General features: G+C 71.8%; 14 protein-coding genes. 6 read left to right on the top strand and 8 right to left on the bottom strand.

All coding sequences use genetic code 11. From position 1 onward, the window contains the following. The 6 genes from ASC98_RS23550 (at window position 1) to ASC98_RS23575 (ending at window position 5,459) form a co-directional block, all read left to right on the top strand. Window positions 1–507, top strand: a complete 507-nt coding sequence (locus ASC98_RS23550; protein ID WP_056815091.1) for a hypothetical protein — start codon at window positions 1–3, stop codon at window positions 505–507. Further along, complete coding sequence (locus ASC98_RS23555; protein WP_056815094.1) at window positions 504–1,193, top strand: GNAT family N-acetyltransferase; 690 nt, start codon at window positions 504–506, stop codon at window positions 1,191–1,193. The genes ASC98_RS23550 and ASC98_RS23555 overlap by 4 nt, the downstream gene beginning before the upstream one ends. A gap of 60 nt (window positions 1,194–1,253) precedes the next feature. After that, a complete protein-coding gene (locus ASC98_RS23560) occupies window positions 1,254–2,435 on the top strand; it encodes an aminotransferase class V-fold PLP-dependent enzyme (protein ID WP_200953065.1) in 1,182 nt (393 codons plus the stop codon). Continuing rightward, on the top strand, window positions 2,432–3,052 hold the full coding sequence (locus ASC98_RS23565) for a YdeI family protein (RefSeq protein ID WP_056815099.1): 621 nt from the start codon (window positions 2,432–2,434) through the stop codon (window positions 3,050–3,052). The genes ASC98_RS23560 and ASC98_RS23565 overlap by 4 nt, the downstream gene beginning before the upstream one ends. A gap of 199 nt (window positions 3,053–3,251) precedes the next feature. After that, complete coding sequence (locus ASC98_RS23570; RefSeq protein WP_056815102.1) at window positions 3,252–4,772, top strand: hypothetical protein; 1,521 nt, start codon at window positions 3,252–3,254, stop codon at window positions 4,770–4,772. A gap of 168 nt (window positions 4,773–4,940) precedes the next feature. Then, window positions 4,941–5,459 (top strand): hypothetical protein, encoded by a 519-nt coding sequence (locus ASC98_RS23575; protein ID WP_157598069.1) that lies wholly within the window; start codon window positions 4,941–4,943, stop codon window positions 5,457–5,459. A 12-nt stretch (window positions 5,460–5,471) separates the two neighbouring features. On the opposite strand, the gene ASC98_RS23580 is transcribed toward ASC98_RS23575, so the two are convergent. The 8 genes from ASC98_RS23580 to ASC98_RS23615 all read right to left on the bottom strand — a co-directional run bounded on the left by ASC98_RS23580 (window position 5,472) and on the right by ASC98_RS23615 (window position 14,033). Next, window positions 5,472–6,404, bottom strand: coding sequence for a sugar kinase (locus tag ASC98_RS23580; protein ID WP_369820466.1), 933 nt, complete (start codon window positions 6,402–6,404; stop codon window positions 5,472–5,474). Then, complete coding sequence (locus ASC98_RS23585; RefSeq protein ID WP_056815112.1) at window positions 6,394–7,863, bottom strand: amidohydrolase family protein; 1,470 nt, start codon at window positions 7,861–7,863, stop codon at window positions 6,394–6,396. Before ASC98_RS23585 ends, ASC98_RS23580 begins: the two co-directional genes overlap by 11 nt. Further along, on the bottom strand, window positions 7,860–8,762 hold the full coding sequence (locus ASC98_RS23590) for a MurR/RpiR family transcriptional regulator (RefSeq protein WP_056815115.1): 903 nt from the start codon (window positions 8,760–8,762) through the stop codon (window positions 7,860–7,862). Before ASC98_RS23590 ends, ASC98_RS23585 begins: the two co-directional genes overlap by 4 nt. A gap of 9 nt (window positions 8,763–8,771) precedes the next feature. Beyond that, the gene (locus ASC98_RS23595; protein WP_056820513.1) at window positions 8,772–10,061 is read right to left on the bottom strand and encodes an alanine racemase; all 1,290 of its coding nucleotides are present in this window, start codon (window positions 10,059–10,061) and stop codon (window positions 8,772–8,774) included. A gap of 217 nt (window positions 10,062–10,278) precedes the next feature. Beyond that, a complete protein-coding gene (locus ASC98_RS23600) occupies window positions 10,279–11,226 on the bottom strand; it encodes an ABC transporter ATP-binding protein (protein WP_056815121.1) in 948 nt (315 codons plus the stop codon). After that, a complete protein-coding gene (locus tag ASC98_RS23605; RefSeq protein WP_056815124.1) occupies window positions 11,223–12,245 on the bottom strand; it encodes an ABC transporter ATP-binding protein in 1,023 nt (340 codons plus the stop codon). The genes ASC98_RS23600 and ASC98_RS23605 overlap by 4 nt, the downstream gene beginning before the upstream one ends. Then, window positions 12,242–13,081, bottom strand: coding sequence for an ABC transporter permease (locus ASC98_RS23610; RefSeq protein WP_056815127.1), 840 nt, complete (start codon window positions 13,079–13,081; stop codon window positions 12,242–12,244). The genes ASC98_RS23605 and ASC98_RS23610 overlap by 4 nt, the downstream gene beginning before the upstream one ends. A gap of 10 nt (window positions 13,082–13,091) precedes the next feature. Beyond that, a complete protein-coding gene (locus tag ASC98_RS23615) occupies window positions 13,092–14,033 on the bottom strand; it encodes an ABC transporter permease (protein WP_056815131.1) in 942 nt (313 codons plus the stop codon). Window positions 14,034–14,053: the final 20 nt, after the last annotated feature.

The following is a 14,053-nucleotide window of genomic DNA, read 5'->3' on the forward strand; positions in this document are numbered from 1 at the left end:
ATGAAGGCACGCTTCAAGTGGCTGTTGTTGCTGCAGGCCTGCGGGCCGCTGCTCGCGGCAGCGCATGACGCCGACGAACTGCATGTCGCGTTCGGCGACTACAGCGTCAGCCGGCGCGAGGTCATCGCGACCGGCCGGCCCGACGGCGAATCGATCGTCGTGGTCGAGAGCCTGGCCCGCACGCGCGTCGATGGCGGCAGCGGCCCGTTCCACGTGGCCAGCGGCCGCTGCATCAGCCTGCGCGGCGCCGGTGTCGTGAGCCGCCGCACCTGCGTGCTGGTCGATCCCACCGGCGATCGTTTCGTGTTCGAGACGCAGGCCGACGAGGCCGAACTCGAGGGCTACGGCGTGCGGCGCAGCCGGCTGGTGGGCGGCAGCGGCAAGTACGCCGGGCTGGTCGGCGAGGTGCTCGCCTACCCGGTGTCGGTCCGCGCCGGTGCGCGCAGCAGCGGCCGGCTGGAGATCCGCTACCGCAGCGCCGGTACGGCGATGGGAGGGGTGTCATGAGCGAGTCCCCGACTACCGAAAGAGCGCTGCTGGACGGCGTGCTCGACGCGTCGCCGCTGCCGGCGGGCTACCGCTTCGAACTGCTGCGGCGCGACGACATCGGCGCGCTGGTGGCCCACCTCGACCGCTGGTACCCGGACGTGGGCGTCGGTGCGGCGAGCGGCTTCCTTCGTCGCGGCTTCTATGAGCGCGAGGTGCTGCTGCCCGACGCGCCCGGGCGCAACTTCATCGTCGTCGTGATCAAGTTCGGCGAGCGCATCGCCGGGATGATCGCGTGCGAACGCGAGCCCGAGGCGCTGACGCTGTACGGCCGGCTGGCCGTCGTCGCGCCCGAACACCGCGGCGCCGGCCTCGGCCTGCATGCGATCGCCGCGATCGAGCGCGTCGGCCGCGCGCTCGGCATGGGGCTGATCTACGGCATGGCGACGCTGAAGATCCCGCACACCCAGCAGGCCTTCGAGCGGCTGGGCTGGCGGCTGATCGGCATCGTGCCCGGCTATGACCGCGAGATCGTCGGCGCGGGCGGCGCGGTGCGGCGCATCTACGAGGCGGTGTACGCGAAGGTGCTGGCGGCGTGCCACGAACTGCAGCACCCGGATCCGCGGCAGATGACGCCTCGCACGCGACAGTTGTTCGAACTGCTGTTCGCAGCGGCCGAGAACCCGGCCGAAGAGTCTCTTTCATGAGGCCGCGCTTGCGTCAGAATCGCCCCCTGGCGGCCACGACCGCCAGGGAGGACCGACAAGGTGCGCTTCGGACGACAGATGCTCGAACACTGGTGGCTCGACCCCGACGCCACCTACCTGAACCACGGCACTGTCGGCGTCACGCCGCGCCGCGTGCTCGATGCGCAGCAGCACCTGCGCGAGCAGGTCGAGCGCCACCCGGCGCGGTTCCTGCTGCGCGAGCTGATGAGCCTCGCGCCGCAGGCGCCGGCCGAACCCACCCGCATGCGCGCAGCGGCTGCGCGCGTCGCGGCCTTCGTCGGCGCCACCGGCGATGACATCGTCTTCGTCGACAACGCGAGCGCCGGCGTCAACGCGGTGCTGCGCTCGCTGCGGCTGCAGGCCGGCGACGAGATCGTGCTGTTCGACCATGCCTACGGCGCGGTGTCGCGCACCGCCGCGTTCGTCGCGCGCGAGCAGGGCGCCCGCGTCGTCACGCTGACGCTGCCGTTCCCGCTCGCCGATGCGTCGCTGCCGCAGCGCCTGCTCGAGCCGGTGCTGAACGCCCGCACGCGGCTGGTGATCCTCGACCACGTCACGTCGGAGACCGCGCTGGTGCTGCCGCTCGCGCAGCTCGCCGCGCTGTGCCGCGCCCACGGCGTGCCGGTGCTGGCCGATGGCGCGCATGCGCCGGGCGCGATCCCGCTCGACATCCCGTCGCTCGGTGTCGACTGGTATGTCGCGAACCTGCACAAGTGGGCCTTCGCGCCACGCGGCTGCGGCCTGCTGTGGGCCGCACCGGGCCGTCGCGACGGACTGCATCCGCCCGTCATTTCGTGGGGCCTGGATGTCGGTTGGCACCAGGAATTCGACTGGACCGGCACGCGCGACCCGACGCCTTTTTTGTGCGCCCCTGATGGCATCGATTTCATCACCGGCTTCCTCGGCGAGGCGGCGATGCACGACCACAAGCACGCGCTGGCACGCCGCGCGGCGCAGCGGCTGGCGTCGCTGTGGGGCCAGGCGTGGCAGACGCCCGACGCGATGACCGGCTGCATGGTCACGCTGCCGCTGCCGCAGCGGTTCGCGCAGGGCGATGCCGCCCGGGCGCTGCGGCTGAAGGACTGGCTGCTGGACGAGCGCCGCATCGAGGTGCCGGTGATCTCGCGCGGCGATCGCCTGTTCGTGCGGGTCTCCGCCCAGGTCTACAACGATGACGACGACATCGAGCGCCTGGCGCATGCCGTCGCGGAGCTGCCATGAGCAAGGAAACCAGGGAAACCAAGGAGACCAAGGAAACCACGGAGACGCCCGAAGGCAGCGCCCGCCGCTTCGCCACCGTTCGCGGTTGGGAGACCTGGCTTGCGAAGCACCACGCCGACGCCGACGGCGTGTGGCTGCTGATCTCGCGCCCGGGTGCCGAGAAGGGGTCGGTCAGCTATGCCGAAGCGCTCGAGGTCGCGCTGTGCCACGGCTGGATCGACGGGCACAAGAAGGGCCTGGACGAGCACCACTGGCTGCAGCGCTTCACGCCGCGGCGGGCGCGCAGCCTCTGGTCGAAGGTCAACCGCGAGAAGGTCGCCGCGCTGACCGCGCAGGGCCGCATGCAGCCGGCCGGCCAGCGCGAGATCGACCGCGCGAAGGACGACGGCCGCTGGGACCAGGCCTACGACTCGATGCGCACGATCACCGTGCCGCCGGACCTGCAGGCGGCGTTCGATGCCCAACCGGTGGCCGCCGCCTTCTTCAAGACGCTGAACAGCACCAACCGCTATGCGGTGCTGTGGCGCGTGCAGACCGCGAAGAAGCCCGAGACCCGGGAACGCCGCATCGCGACGCTGGTCGCGATGCTGGCCCGCCATGAAAAGCTCCATCCCTGAGCGCGATGGCTGGCGCGACATCTGCTTCTTCCAGGGGGATGCTTCGATCGCCGTTGGTAACACGTCGATGCCTTCGCGTTGGAGCGCGTGACTTTTCTCACGGGCTCCCTCGATGTATGACAACCACCGTCCGACCACCCCGTGGGCTCGGCTCCAATGAGTGCCCACCGCCGGATTTCGCAGCGATGAATTTCTGACCATGACGACGCCTCGCGCCCCCCAGAAACCCGACTTCGGTCCGACCACGCAGTTCGACACCGTGCCGGCCAGCGACGTGCTGCTGGCGGGTGCGCGCGTCGGCGGGTTCCGCATCGTCGAGCTGCTCGGCCGCGGCGATTCCGGTGTCGTCTACCTGGCGCTGGATTCGTCGCTGCAACGGCAGGTCGCGATCAAGGAGTACTTCCCGACGACGCTGGCGCAGCGCGGTGACGGCGTCGAGGTGGTGCCGCGGCGCAGCGGCCATGCCACGGCCTTCGAAGCCGGCCGGCGCGAGTTCCTGCAGCGCGCCAAGCTGTTCGCCCGCTTCGAGCATTCGGCGCTGATCCGGGTGCAGAGCTTCTGGGAAGAGAACGGCACCGCCTACTACGCGATGAATTTCGTGCCGGGCCCGAACCTGGCCGGCGCGCTGAAGGCCTTGCCGCGCGCGCCCGACGAAGCCTGGCTGCGCGCGATGCTGACGCCGGTGCTCGATGCGGTCGACCTGCTGCATGCGGCGCAGGCCCACCACGGCGGCATCTCGCCCGAGGCGATCGTCGTGCGCGGTGTCGGCGTGCCGGTGCTGCTGGCCAGCGCGCCGCCGCCGACCGACGAGAAGCCGCTGGCGCCGCCCGGGGCGTGGTCCGACCTGCGCGCGCTCGCCAGCGTGCTGCACGCGGCGGTCACCGGCCAGGCCGCGCTCGGCTCGGCGGTGCCGCGCGTTCACCGGCCGCTGACCGGGCTGCCGTACGACCCGCGCTTCCTGGCCGGCATCGACCGTGCGCTGTCGGTCGACCCGCGGCAGCGGCTGCGCAGCGTGGCCGAGTTCCGGCGCTGCCTGGGGTGGGCGCCGCCGGCCGCGGAGGCTTCCTCAACGACGGCCCCGGCCCCGGCCCGTGCTGCGGCGCCGGTGCTGTCGGCCGCGGCTGAACGTGCCCTCGCGCCGCCGGTCCGTCCGGCGACGCGCAGCCCCGGCGGCAGTCGCGCCGAGCCCGGCTTCGGCGACTCGCGCTTCCAGTCGCGCTTCGACCCGCCGCCGCTGCCGGTGGCGCCACCGCGCCGCACCGGCACCTGGCTGGTGCTGCTGTGCGCCGCCTCGCTGGCCGGCGCGGCGCTGTACCTCACGCTGCGGCCGCGCGCGCCCAAGCCGGTGCCGGTGCCGGCCGTGGCCTTGCAACCGCTGGCCGCGCCGCTGCGCGCCGCGCCGGCCGAGCCGGACAAGGCGGCCGATGACGAGGCCCCCGAGGCCGCGCCGGCAGCGGCTGCCGCACCGCCGCCGCCCGAACCGGCGGCCGTCGCCCCGGTCGAGGCACCACCGGCGCCGCGTGTCGAAGCCGCGCCGGCGCCCACCACCGCGAAGCCACCGGCCGAGGCCGTCGTGGCCAACGCGACCAACCCGCGCGCGGCCTGTGGCACGCGCGTGAATTTCGCGCTGCTGTATTGCATGCAGTCGCAGTGCGCGAAGCCGCAGTTCGCGAAGCACGCGCAGTGCGACGAACTCCGGCGCGCCGGCGAAGTTCAATAGCACCGGGACCAACGACGCTGGAACCACCCGCCGCCTGAGGTTACTCAGCGGGCGGGTCGGCGACCTGCGCCGACCGACTCACTCCGGGAGTTCGGAATGCGGCGGTTCCTGCATCAGTTCAAGCACCTTCCTTGCCATCCGGCGAAGACGCCTGCGACGACGAGGCCCGTGCCGGATCCGGAACACGCCGGTGGCCTCGTCGCCCGCGCCGGCCGCCCCCATCGCTGGCTGCGGCGCTTCGCGACACCCCCGTCGCTGAAAGACGCCTGCTGCGCGCCACGCCGGGCGCCTGCCCCGCTGACCGGCATCCACTACATGGCCATGCCCGATGCCGACACCCGCGATGCACTGGAGGCGCTGGTGAATGCATGGCGCCAGGCGGCCGATGCGTTCGGCGAATCGATGCTGCAGTACGCCGAGCGCCGGATGTTCGAAGGGCGCCAGGTGGCGCTGCCGTCGGTCGACACGCCACCGCCGGCCGACGGCGCGGCGTTCGCGGTGCGTGCCGTCTCGAACGACGACGTGCAGCAGTTCGAGAGCCCGATGGTGCGCATCGAGGTGCGTGCGCCCGACACGCTGTCGGGCCTGGGCGAGCTGATGGTCCGCTGGGCGGTGCTCGCCGACGGCCGGGCCTGGAACTTCATCGAGATCGGCTGGCAGCGCATGGTGATGCTGCAGGCGGCCTGACCACTGCGCCGTTCAATCCTCCGCCGCGAAGACCTCGGCCAGCGTCGGCAGCGGTGCCACCGCGCCATGCCCGCAGGTGCTGAGCGCCGCGGCGATGTTGGCCAGCCGGGCCGCGCGGTCCAGCGTGTCGCCGGCCGACAGCCGCGCGAGCAGCGCGCCGGCGAAGCAATCTCCCGCACCGGTCGCGTCGACCGGCGTCACCGGGTGCGGCGCGATCAGCCGCGCGCCGTTCGCGTCCGACACCAGGCAGCCGGCCGCACCGAGCTTCAGCGCGACGCGCTTCGCGCCCTGGTCGTGCGACCAGCGCAGGATCTCGTCGTGGCGCAGCAGCCCGGTCAGCGCGCCGATCTCGTCGATGCTCGGGAAGAACAGGTCGCAGTGCGCCAGCGTCTCGCGTGCGATGGCCAGCGCGCGGGCCGCCGGCCACAGCGCCGGGCGGAAGTTCAGGTCGTAGCTGATGCGCGTGCCGGCGCTGCGGGCGCGGGCGATGGCCTCGAACACCGCATCGCAGGCCGACGCGCCGATCGCCTGCGAGATGCCCGAGCAATGCAGCCAGTGCGCGCCCTGCACGACACCCGGCGGCAGGTCGACCGGCCGCAGCCGGCTGGCGGCGCTGCCGGCACGGCGGTACGAGAAGCGGTGTGCGCCGTCGGCGTGCGTGACGAAGTACAGCCCGGTCTCGGCACCGGCGAGCCGCTGCACGCCCTGCGTCCCGATGCCTTCGTGCCGCCACAGCGCCAGCAGCTGCTCGCCGAACAGGTCGTCGCCGACCTGCGTCAGGTAGCCGGTGCGCGCGCCCATGCGGGCGGCGGCGATCGCGCAGTTCGAGGTGTCGCCGCCGAAGCCGGCGAGGTAGCGGCCGTCGGGCTGCTGGTTGAACTCGGCCATCGCTTCGCCGATCGCCAGCACATCGAGCGATTTCTCCAGCATCTGTTCAGACGGCACTCGGTGTTCCCCTCGTCAACATGCGGCCGGCGCGCTGCAGCACCATCGGCTGCGGCCCTGCAGCATAGGCGCGCACGCCGTTCACGTGCACTGAGGCAATCCCGATGCTCGCGCTGATCGGCACGTCGTAGGTGGCGGTGTCGGCAATGCGGGCCGGGTCGAACACCACCACGTCGGCCATCATCCCCGGGCGCAGCAGGCCGCGCTCGGCAATGCGGAAGTTGCGGGCCGTCAGCCCGGTCATCTTGTGCACCGCCTGCTCCAGCGTGAACAGCTGCTTCTCGCGCCAGTAGCGTGCCAGCACGCGCGGGAACGCGCCCCACAGCCGCGGGTGCGGGTGGCGGTCGTGCGGCAGGCCGTCGGAGCCGATCATCGTGCGCGGGTGCGCGATCACGCGCTCGACGTCGTCCTCGTTCATCTGGAAGTAGCAGGCGCCGCCCGGCTGCAGCCGGCGGCACGCGGTCTTCTGGTCGACGCCCCAGTCGTCGGCGATGGCCGACAGCAGCCGGCCGGTGTGCTCCGGGTGGGTGTCGCTCCAGGTCAGCATCACGTCGATCACGCCGTCGACCAGGTCCTCGCGCAGCACGGTCGAGCCGGCGACGTAGGGGTAGACGTCCATCGCGACCGGCTGGCGCGCGCCGAGCGCATCGATCAGCGGCAGCGTCTCGCGCGTGCGGCCCCAGTTGGCCGGGCCGGCGCACTTGTGGTGCGAGATGACCAGCGGCACGCCGGCCTCGAACGCGGTGTCGCCGGCCTCGTGCAGCGCCTCGATGATCTGCGCCATCTCGCTGCGCAGGTGCGTTGCGTAGATGCCGCCGTGGCGGGCGACGATGCGCGCGAGCTGCGTCACCTCGTCGGCCGGCGCCGGGTAGGCCTCCTCGTAGAACAGCCCGGACGACAGGCCGTGCGCGCCGTCGGCCATGCTCGCCTCGAGCAGCGCGGCCATGCGCGCACGCTCGTCGGCGCTGGCCGGCTGCGACAGGTCGGCGACTGCCGCGAAGCGCAGCGTCGTGTGGCCGACCAGCGCGGCGACGTTCAGCGACGGCTGCACGGCCCGCACCGCATCGCGGTACGCGGCCATCGTCGGGTAGCGGAACGAGCCGGCGCCGAGCAGGTTCAGCGGCGGCTTCGCGGCGTCGGTGACGAAGGGCGCGAGCGAGATGCCGCAGTTGCCGGTGACGACGGTCGTGATGCCTTGCGACAGCTTCGGCAGCCCGTCGGGGTCGCGCAGCACGATCGCATCGTCGTGCGTGTGGGCGTCGATGAAGCCGGGGGCGATCGCGAGGCCGGTGCAGTCGACGGTCTCGACCTCGGCGGGCGACAGGCCGTCGGGCAGGCGGTCGCGCAGGCCGACGCCGGTGCGCAGGATGCGGTCGCCGGCGATCAGCACGTCGCCGGTCCATGACGGGTCGCCGGAGCCGTCGACGACCCGGCCGTTCTGCAGCAGTGTCGCCTTCATGGCTTGGTCCCCACGCCGCCGCCATCCCAGCTCTGCAGCGGGTGCGTGCGCACGTCGATGCCGTGGCGCTGCAGCGCCTCGCGCACGTAGGTCAGGCGTTTCACCGCCGGGTCGCCGCGGCGTTGCGCGACCAGCACGGTCAGGATCTCGATCACGGTCAGGTGGGTCAGGTAGGCGTCGATGCCGACGTGCATCACCGCATCGTCGGGCACGCTCAGCGCGATCAGCATGTCGGCGCGCTCGGCCAGCGGCGTGCCGGGGCGGGTGATGCAGACCGCCTTCGCGCCCTGCGCGCGCGCGATGTCGACCGAATCGAGCAGCGACGGCATGCCGCCGACGTGCGAGATCGCGATCACGACGCCGCTGTCGTTCTGCGCCGCGGCCGCCACCTGCTGCAGGTGGTAGTCGGCCCAGGCGGTGGCCGACAGCCCGAGGCGGAACAGCCGCGCCTGCAGGTCCTGCGCCATGAACCACGAGGTGGAACCGGCGCCGTACAGGTCGACGTGGCGCGCGAACGCGAGCGCATCGACGGCGGCGCCCAGCGCGGCCATGTCGAGCTGCGCACGCACGCCGGCCACCGACGCGGCGGCGCTGCGCGAGATCTTCGTGACCACCTCGTCGGCGCTGTCCTCGATGTTGACGCGCCGGTGCAGCGGCGAGCCGCCGAGCGCCAGCGCGTGGGCCAGCGCGAGCTTGAATTCGCGCAGCCCGGCGAAGCCGAGGTCGCGGCAGGTGCGCATCACGGTGGGCACCGAGCTGCCGGCGCGCTCGGCCAGCGATTCGAAGCTCTCTTCGAGCACGCGGTCGGGGTCGTCGAGGATCAGGTCGAGGATCGCGCGGCGCGCGGTCGGTGCGCCGTCGCGCGCCGCGGCCACGTTCTCCAGCAGGCTCTTGGTCATGGTCGTGGGTCAGAAATGCATCGCGACCGCGTCGCTGACGCGGTAGTCGTTCTCGACGACCGGCATCCAGTGCCATTTGTCGAAGGTGGTGCAGGGGTGCGAGATGCCGAGGCCGATGCGCTCGCCGACGGCCGGTGCCGTGGCCTCGTCGGCCGCGTCCCAACGCAGGTACGCATGCTGGTCGTTCAGCCCGGTGATGGACCAGCTGGCCGGCACCGCACCGGCCTGCCGCGCGCCGCGTGCGGCGCGCGCGATCGGCACCGGCAGCGCCAGGTCGAACGAGATGTCGCGCTTGCCGACCGCGAGGATCGCGAGGCCCGGCTCCGGGCGCGACTGCACCATCGCCCAGACCTCCATCGCCGGCCGCAGCGTCTCGCCGCAGCCGCAGCCCAGGCGGGACTCGACGCTGTTCACCATGCGCTTGTAGAAGCCGTGGTCGTGCGTCACGTAGCAGCCGGAGCGCAGCAGGCCGCGCACCGGGCGCGCGAGCGACGGCGTCAGCCGGCCGGCCACCAGGTCGAAGATGGCCGAGCCGCCGGCCGACAGCAGCACCTCGTCGGCGTCGAACAGGCCTTCGGCATCGGCGGTCTTCGCGATGGCTTCGACGCGATCCATCAGCGCCTTCGCATACGGCACGTCGGCATCGGTCTCGCCCTTGGCGCCCAGGCCCTCGTAGCATTCGATGCCGACCAGCTTCAATGCCGTGCTCTCATGCATCCGGCGCGCGAGTGCGGCGCCTTCGTCGAGCGTGCGCACGCCGCTGCGGCCGCCGGCGACGCCGACCTCGAGCATCGCCTCGAAGGGCAGGGCGCCGGGATGGGCCAGCGCCCAGGCCTCGATCAGGTCGAGCTGCGCGAGCGAATCGACCAGGAACACGATGCGCAAGTCCGCATGGCTGCGCAGCAGCGCCTGGATCGCCGCGAGGTCGGCGTCGTGCACGACCTGGTTGGCGATCAGCGTGCGGCGCGCGCCGGCGGCGACACCGACCGCGAGCTGGTTCACCGTCGCGAAGGTCAGGCCCCAGGCGCCCGCATCGAGCTGGCGGCGGAACAGCTGCGGCGACATCGTCGTCTTGCCGTGCGGCGCGAGCTCGATGCCCCAGTCGGCGGTGCGCTGCTGCATCCACGCGATGTTGTGCTCCAGCGCCTCGCGCTTCAGCACCGCGAGCGGCAGCGGCAGGTCGCCGGCCAGCACGTTCCAGCCGGCCGCGGCGACCTCGCTGCGGCGGCGCGGCGAAGCGGTCAGCGGGTAGCCCTTCAGGCCGGGTTGCAGCAGCGGGTCGATCAGGTCGTGGGTCATGGCATGACTTTCTTTGCGAGTGAACTCCGCTCCCGTTCGCCCTGAGCTTGTCGAAGGGCCCGATCATCCTGAGCTTGTCGAAGGACCTGAGCTTGTCGAAGGGTCGGGCTGAGCCTGTCGAAGCCCCGGTTGGCGCGCTTCGGAGGCCGCCCTTCGACACGGGCCCTCGACAAGCTCGGTCCCTGCTCAGGGTGAACGGGAGAGAAGTGATGCAGCTTCACAGGATGCACGCCGAGAACCGCCCGGGCGCCTTTTCTTCCAGCGGCGGGATGGTTTGCGCGCACGCGTCGACCGCCTTCGGGCAGCGCGTGCGGAACACGCAACCCGACGGCGGGTTCATCGGGCTCGGGATGTCGCCCTTCAGCGGGATGATCTCGGTCTTGTCCAGCGGGTCGGGCTTCGGGCTCGCGGCCAGCAGCGCCTGCGTGTACGGATGCAGCGGCCGCGCGAACAGCTCCGCCGTCGTCGACACCTCCATCACGCGTCCGAGGTACAGCACGACCACGCGGTCGCACAGGTACTCGACCACGTCGAGGTCGTGCGAGATGAACAGCATCGTCAGCGACAGCCGCTCGCGCAGCTCGGCCAGCAGGTTGATCACCTGCGCCTGGATCGACACGTCCAGCGCCGACAGCGGCTCGTCGGCGACGATGAACTCCGGCTCCACCGCCAGCGCACGCGCGATGCCGATGCGTTGCCGCTGGCCGCCGGAGAACTCGTGCGGGAAGCGGCTCGCATGCTCGGGGCGCAGCCCGACCAGCTCGAGCAGTTCGGCGATGCGCTCCTTGCGCCGGCCCTTCGCGAGCCCGTGCGTCGACAAGGCCTCGTCCAGGATCGCGCTGATCCGCATCTTCGGGTTCAGGCTGGCGTACGGGTCCTGGAAGATGATCTGCAGCTTGCTGCGCAGCTTGCGCATGCGCTCGGCCGACAGCGCGCCGAGGTCGTCGCCGCGGTACAGCACCTGGCCGGCGGTGCGCTCGATCAGGCGCAGCACGGTGCGGCCGATGGTGCTCTTGCCCGAGCCCGATTCGCCGACCAGGCCGAGCGTCTCGCCGGCCCGGATCGCGAACGACACGTCATCGACCGCGCGCACCGGCTTGTCATTGCTGCCGAAATAGCGCTTCAGGTTCCTCACCTCGATCAGCGGGGTGGCAGCGTCGCTCATGCGGCGTTCCTTTCAAGCGACGGCACGCGGATGCAGCGCGCCTGTCGCGCGTCGTCGGTGGGCAGCAGCGGCGGCACCGCCTGCGCGCAGGCCGGGATCGCCTGGTCGCAGCGCGGCTCGAACGCACAGCCCGGCGGCGGCGCGAGCGGGCTCGACACCTGGCCGCGGATCGCGAACAGCCGCTTCGGCCGCGGCTGCCCCGGGGTCGATCCCGCGTGCGCCTTGCCCGGCAGGCAGGCCAGCAGCCCCTGCGTGTACGGGTGCGCCGGTGACGCGAACAGCGGCCGCACCGGCGCCGACTCGACGACGCGGCCGGCATACATCACGACCACGTCGTCCGCATGGTGCGCGACCACGCCGAGGTTGTGCGTGATGAACAGGATGCTCATGCCGGTCTCGGCCTGCAGCCGGCGCATCAGCACCAGGATCTGCGCCTGGATCGTCACGTCGAGCGCGGTGGTCGGCTCGTCGGCGATCAGCAGCGTCGGGTCGCAGGCCATCGCCAGCGCGATCATCACGCGCTGGCGCATGCCGCCCGACAGCTGGTGCGGGTACTCGTGCAGGCGCTGCGCGGCGGCGGGGATTTCCACCAAGTCCAGCATGCGCTTCGCGTGCGCGAGCGCGGCCGTGCGGTCCAGCCGCTTGTGCAGGCGCACGCTCTCGGCGATCTGCTCGCCGACGGTGAACACCGGGTTCAGGCTCGTCATCGGCTCCTGGAAGATCATCGCCAGCTCGTTGCCGCGCAGCGCGCGCATCGGCGCATCGGCCAGCGTCAGCAGGTCGACCTCGGTGCCGGCGCGGGTGACGAAGCGCGCGCTGCCTTCGACCTGCGCGCGCGCGGTCTTCGGGAGCAGGCGCATCAGCGTCAGGCTGGTGACCGACTTGCCCGAGCCCGATTCGCCGACGATCGCGGTGGTCTTGCCGGGGGCGATGCCGAAGCTGACATCGGCGACCGAGCGCACCAGCCCGTCTTCGGTCGGGAAGCAGGTGCTGAGGCCGGTGACGGTGAGGCGATTCATAGCGTCTTCTTCAGCTTGGGATCGAGCAGGTCGCGCACGCCGTCGCCGAGGATCTGCAGCGAGAGCGCCGTCACGATGATCGCGAGGCCGGGGAACAGCACGACCCAGAACGCGCGATCGGCGTACTGCTGGCTGCCGGCGACCATCGTGCCCCAGGTGGGAATCTCCGGCGGCACGCCGACGCCGAGGAACGACAGGCCGGCCTCGGCCAGGATCGCATACGCGAAGATGAACGACACCTGCACCAGGATCGGCGACAGCAGGTTCGGCAGGATGTGGCGCCACAGGATGCGCGAGGTGCGCACGCCCAGCGCGCGCACCGCCTCGACGAACAGCAGCTCGCGCACCACCAGCGTCGACGCCCGCACCACCCGCGCGACGCGCGGCGTGTAGACCAGCACCAGCGCCAGCACCACGTTCAGCAGCGAGGCCCCGAGGATCGCGACCAGCGCGATCGCCAGCAGGATGTCGGGGAAGGACATCATCGCGTCGACCACCCGCATCAGCGGGGTGTCGAGGCGGCGGAAGAAGCCGGCCACCAGCCCGAGCAGCGTGCCGGCGAGCACCGAGCCGAGCGCCGTCAGCGCCGCGATCGCCAGCGAGTAGCGCGCGCCGTGCACGATGCGGGCGTACAGGTCGCGGCCAAGCTCGTCGGTGCCGAGCAGGTGGGCGGCGCTCGGCGCCTTCAGGCGGTCGAGCACCGCGGTGTCGTTCGGGTCGAACGATGCGAACCACGGCGCACCGAGCGCCAGCACCGCGATGACCAGCAGCAGCGCGGCCGAGACCATCACGATGCGGCGGTGCATCAGTTGCTTGAGGAGGCGAGGGATCTTCACAAGGCCATCCTCAGAGCTTGACCCGGGGGTCGACGGCCACGTAGAGCAGGTCGATTGCAAAATTGATCAGCACGTAGATCGCCGCGATCACCAGCAGTGCGCCCTGGATCACCGGGTAGTCGCGCCGCAGCACCGCATTGACCACCAGGTTGCCGATGCCCGGCAGGCCGAACACCGTCTCGGTGACGACCGCGCCGCCGATCATCAGCGCGACCGTCAGCCCGAGCACCGTGACCACCGGCACCAGCGCGTTGCGCAGCGCGTGCTTCAGCACCACCGTGCCTTCGCCGAGGCCCTTCGAGCGCGCGGTGCGCACGTAGTCTTCGCCGAGCACGTCGAGCATCGAGGCCCGCGTGAAGCGGATGATCAGCGCCGAGTTCAGCACGCCCAGCACCAGCGACGGCAGCATCAGCGCGTGGATGCGCTCGCCGAGCGCGGCGTCGGGCGCGCCGTAGCCGGACACCGGGAACCAGCCGAGCGACACCGCGAACAGCTGGATCAGCACGATGCCGAACCAGAAGCTCGGGATGCTGGCGCCCAGCATCGCGGCGCCGGTGACGACCTGGTCGAGCCAGCGCCCGCGGTACACCGCCGAGACGATGCCGCACGGGATGCCGATCAGCGCCGCGATGGCGACCGCCATCAGCGCGAGCAGCGTGGTCGGCTCGGCGCGCTCCCACAGCGCCTGCGTGACCGGGCGCTGCAGGAAGATCGACTGGCCGAGGTTGCCGTGCAGCACCTCGCCGAGCCAGTACGCGAACTGCACCGGCAGCGGCTTGTCGAGGCCGTAGTCCTTCTGCACGCGGGCGATGTCCTCGGCGGTGGCCTGGTCGCCCAGCAGCACCGAGATCGGGTCGCCCGACGCGGCGCGCGTCAGCACGAACACCATCACCGCGACGATGGCGAGCACCGCCAGCATGCCGGCGAGGCGGGAGAGGAGGTAGCGATGCATCGGCTGCCTGTGCGGATGAA

This window comes from Rhizobacter sp. Root1238, from assembly GCF_001425825.1.
Lineage (GTDB): Bacteria > Pseudomonadota > Gammaproteobacteria > Burkholderiales > Burkholderiaceae_C > Rhizobacter.

Excerpts from the sequence above, each read along its gene's own strand:
- ASC98_RS23550 (WP_056815091.1), top strand. The coding sequence starts at position 1 with ATGAAGGCACGCTTCAAGTGGCTGTTGTTGCTGCAGGCCTGCGGGCCG.
- ASC98_RS23555 (WP_056815094.1), top strand. The coding sequence starts at position 504 with ATGAGCGAGTCCCCGACTACCGAAAGAGCGCTGCTGGACGGCGTGCTC.
- ASC98_RS23565 (WP_056815099.1), top strand. The coding sequence starts at position 2,432 with ATGAGCAAGGAAACCAGGGAAACCAAGGAGACCAAGGAAACCACGGAG.
- ASC98_RS23570 (WP_056815102.1), top strand. The coding sequence starts at position 3,252 with ATGACGACGCCTCGCGCCCCCCAGAAACCCGACTTCGGTCCGACCACG.
- ASC98_RS23585 (WP_056815112.1), bottom strand. The coding sequence starts at position 7,863 with ATGAAGGCGACACTGCTGCAGAACGGCCGGGTCGTCGACGGCTCCGGC.
- ASC98_RS23590 (WP_056815115.1), bottom strand. The coding sequence starts at position 8,762 with ATGACCAAGAGCCTGCTGGAGAACGTGGCCGCGGCGCGCGACGGCGCA.
- ASC98_RS23595 (WP_056820513.1), bottom strand. The coding sequence starts at position 10,061 with ATGACCCACGACCTGATCGACCCGCTGCTGCAACCCGGCCTGAAGGGC.
- ASC98_RS23600 (WP_056815121.1), bottom strand. The coding sequence starts at position 11,226 with ATGAGCGACGCTGCCACCCCGCTGATCGAGGTGAGGAACCTGAAGCGC.
- ASC98_RS23605 (WP_056815124.1), bottom strand. The coding sequence starts at position 12,245 with ATGAATCGCCTCACCGTCACCGGCCTCAGCACCTGCTTCCCGACCGAA.
- ASC98_RS23615 (WP_056815131.1), bottom strand. The coding sequence starts at position 14,033 with ATGCATCGCTACCTCCTCTCCCGCCTCGCCGGCATGCTGGCGGTGCTC.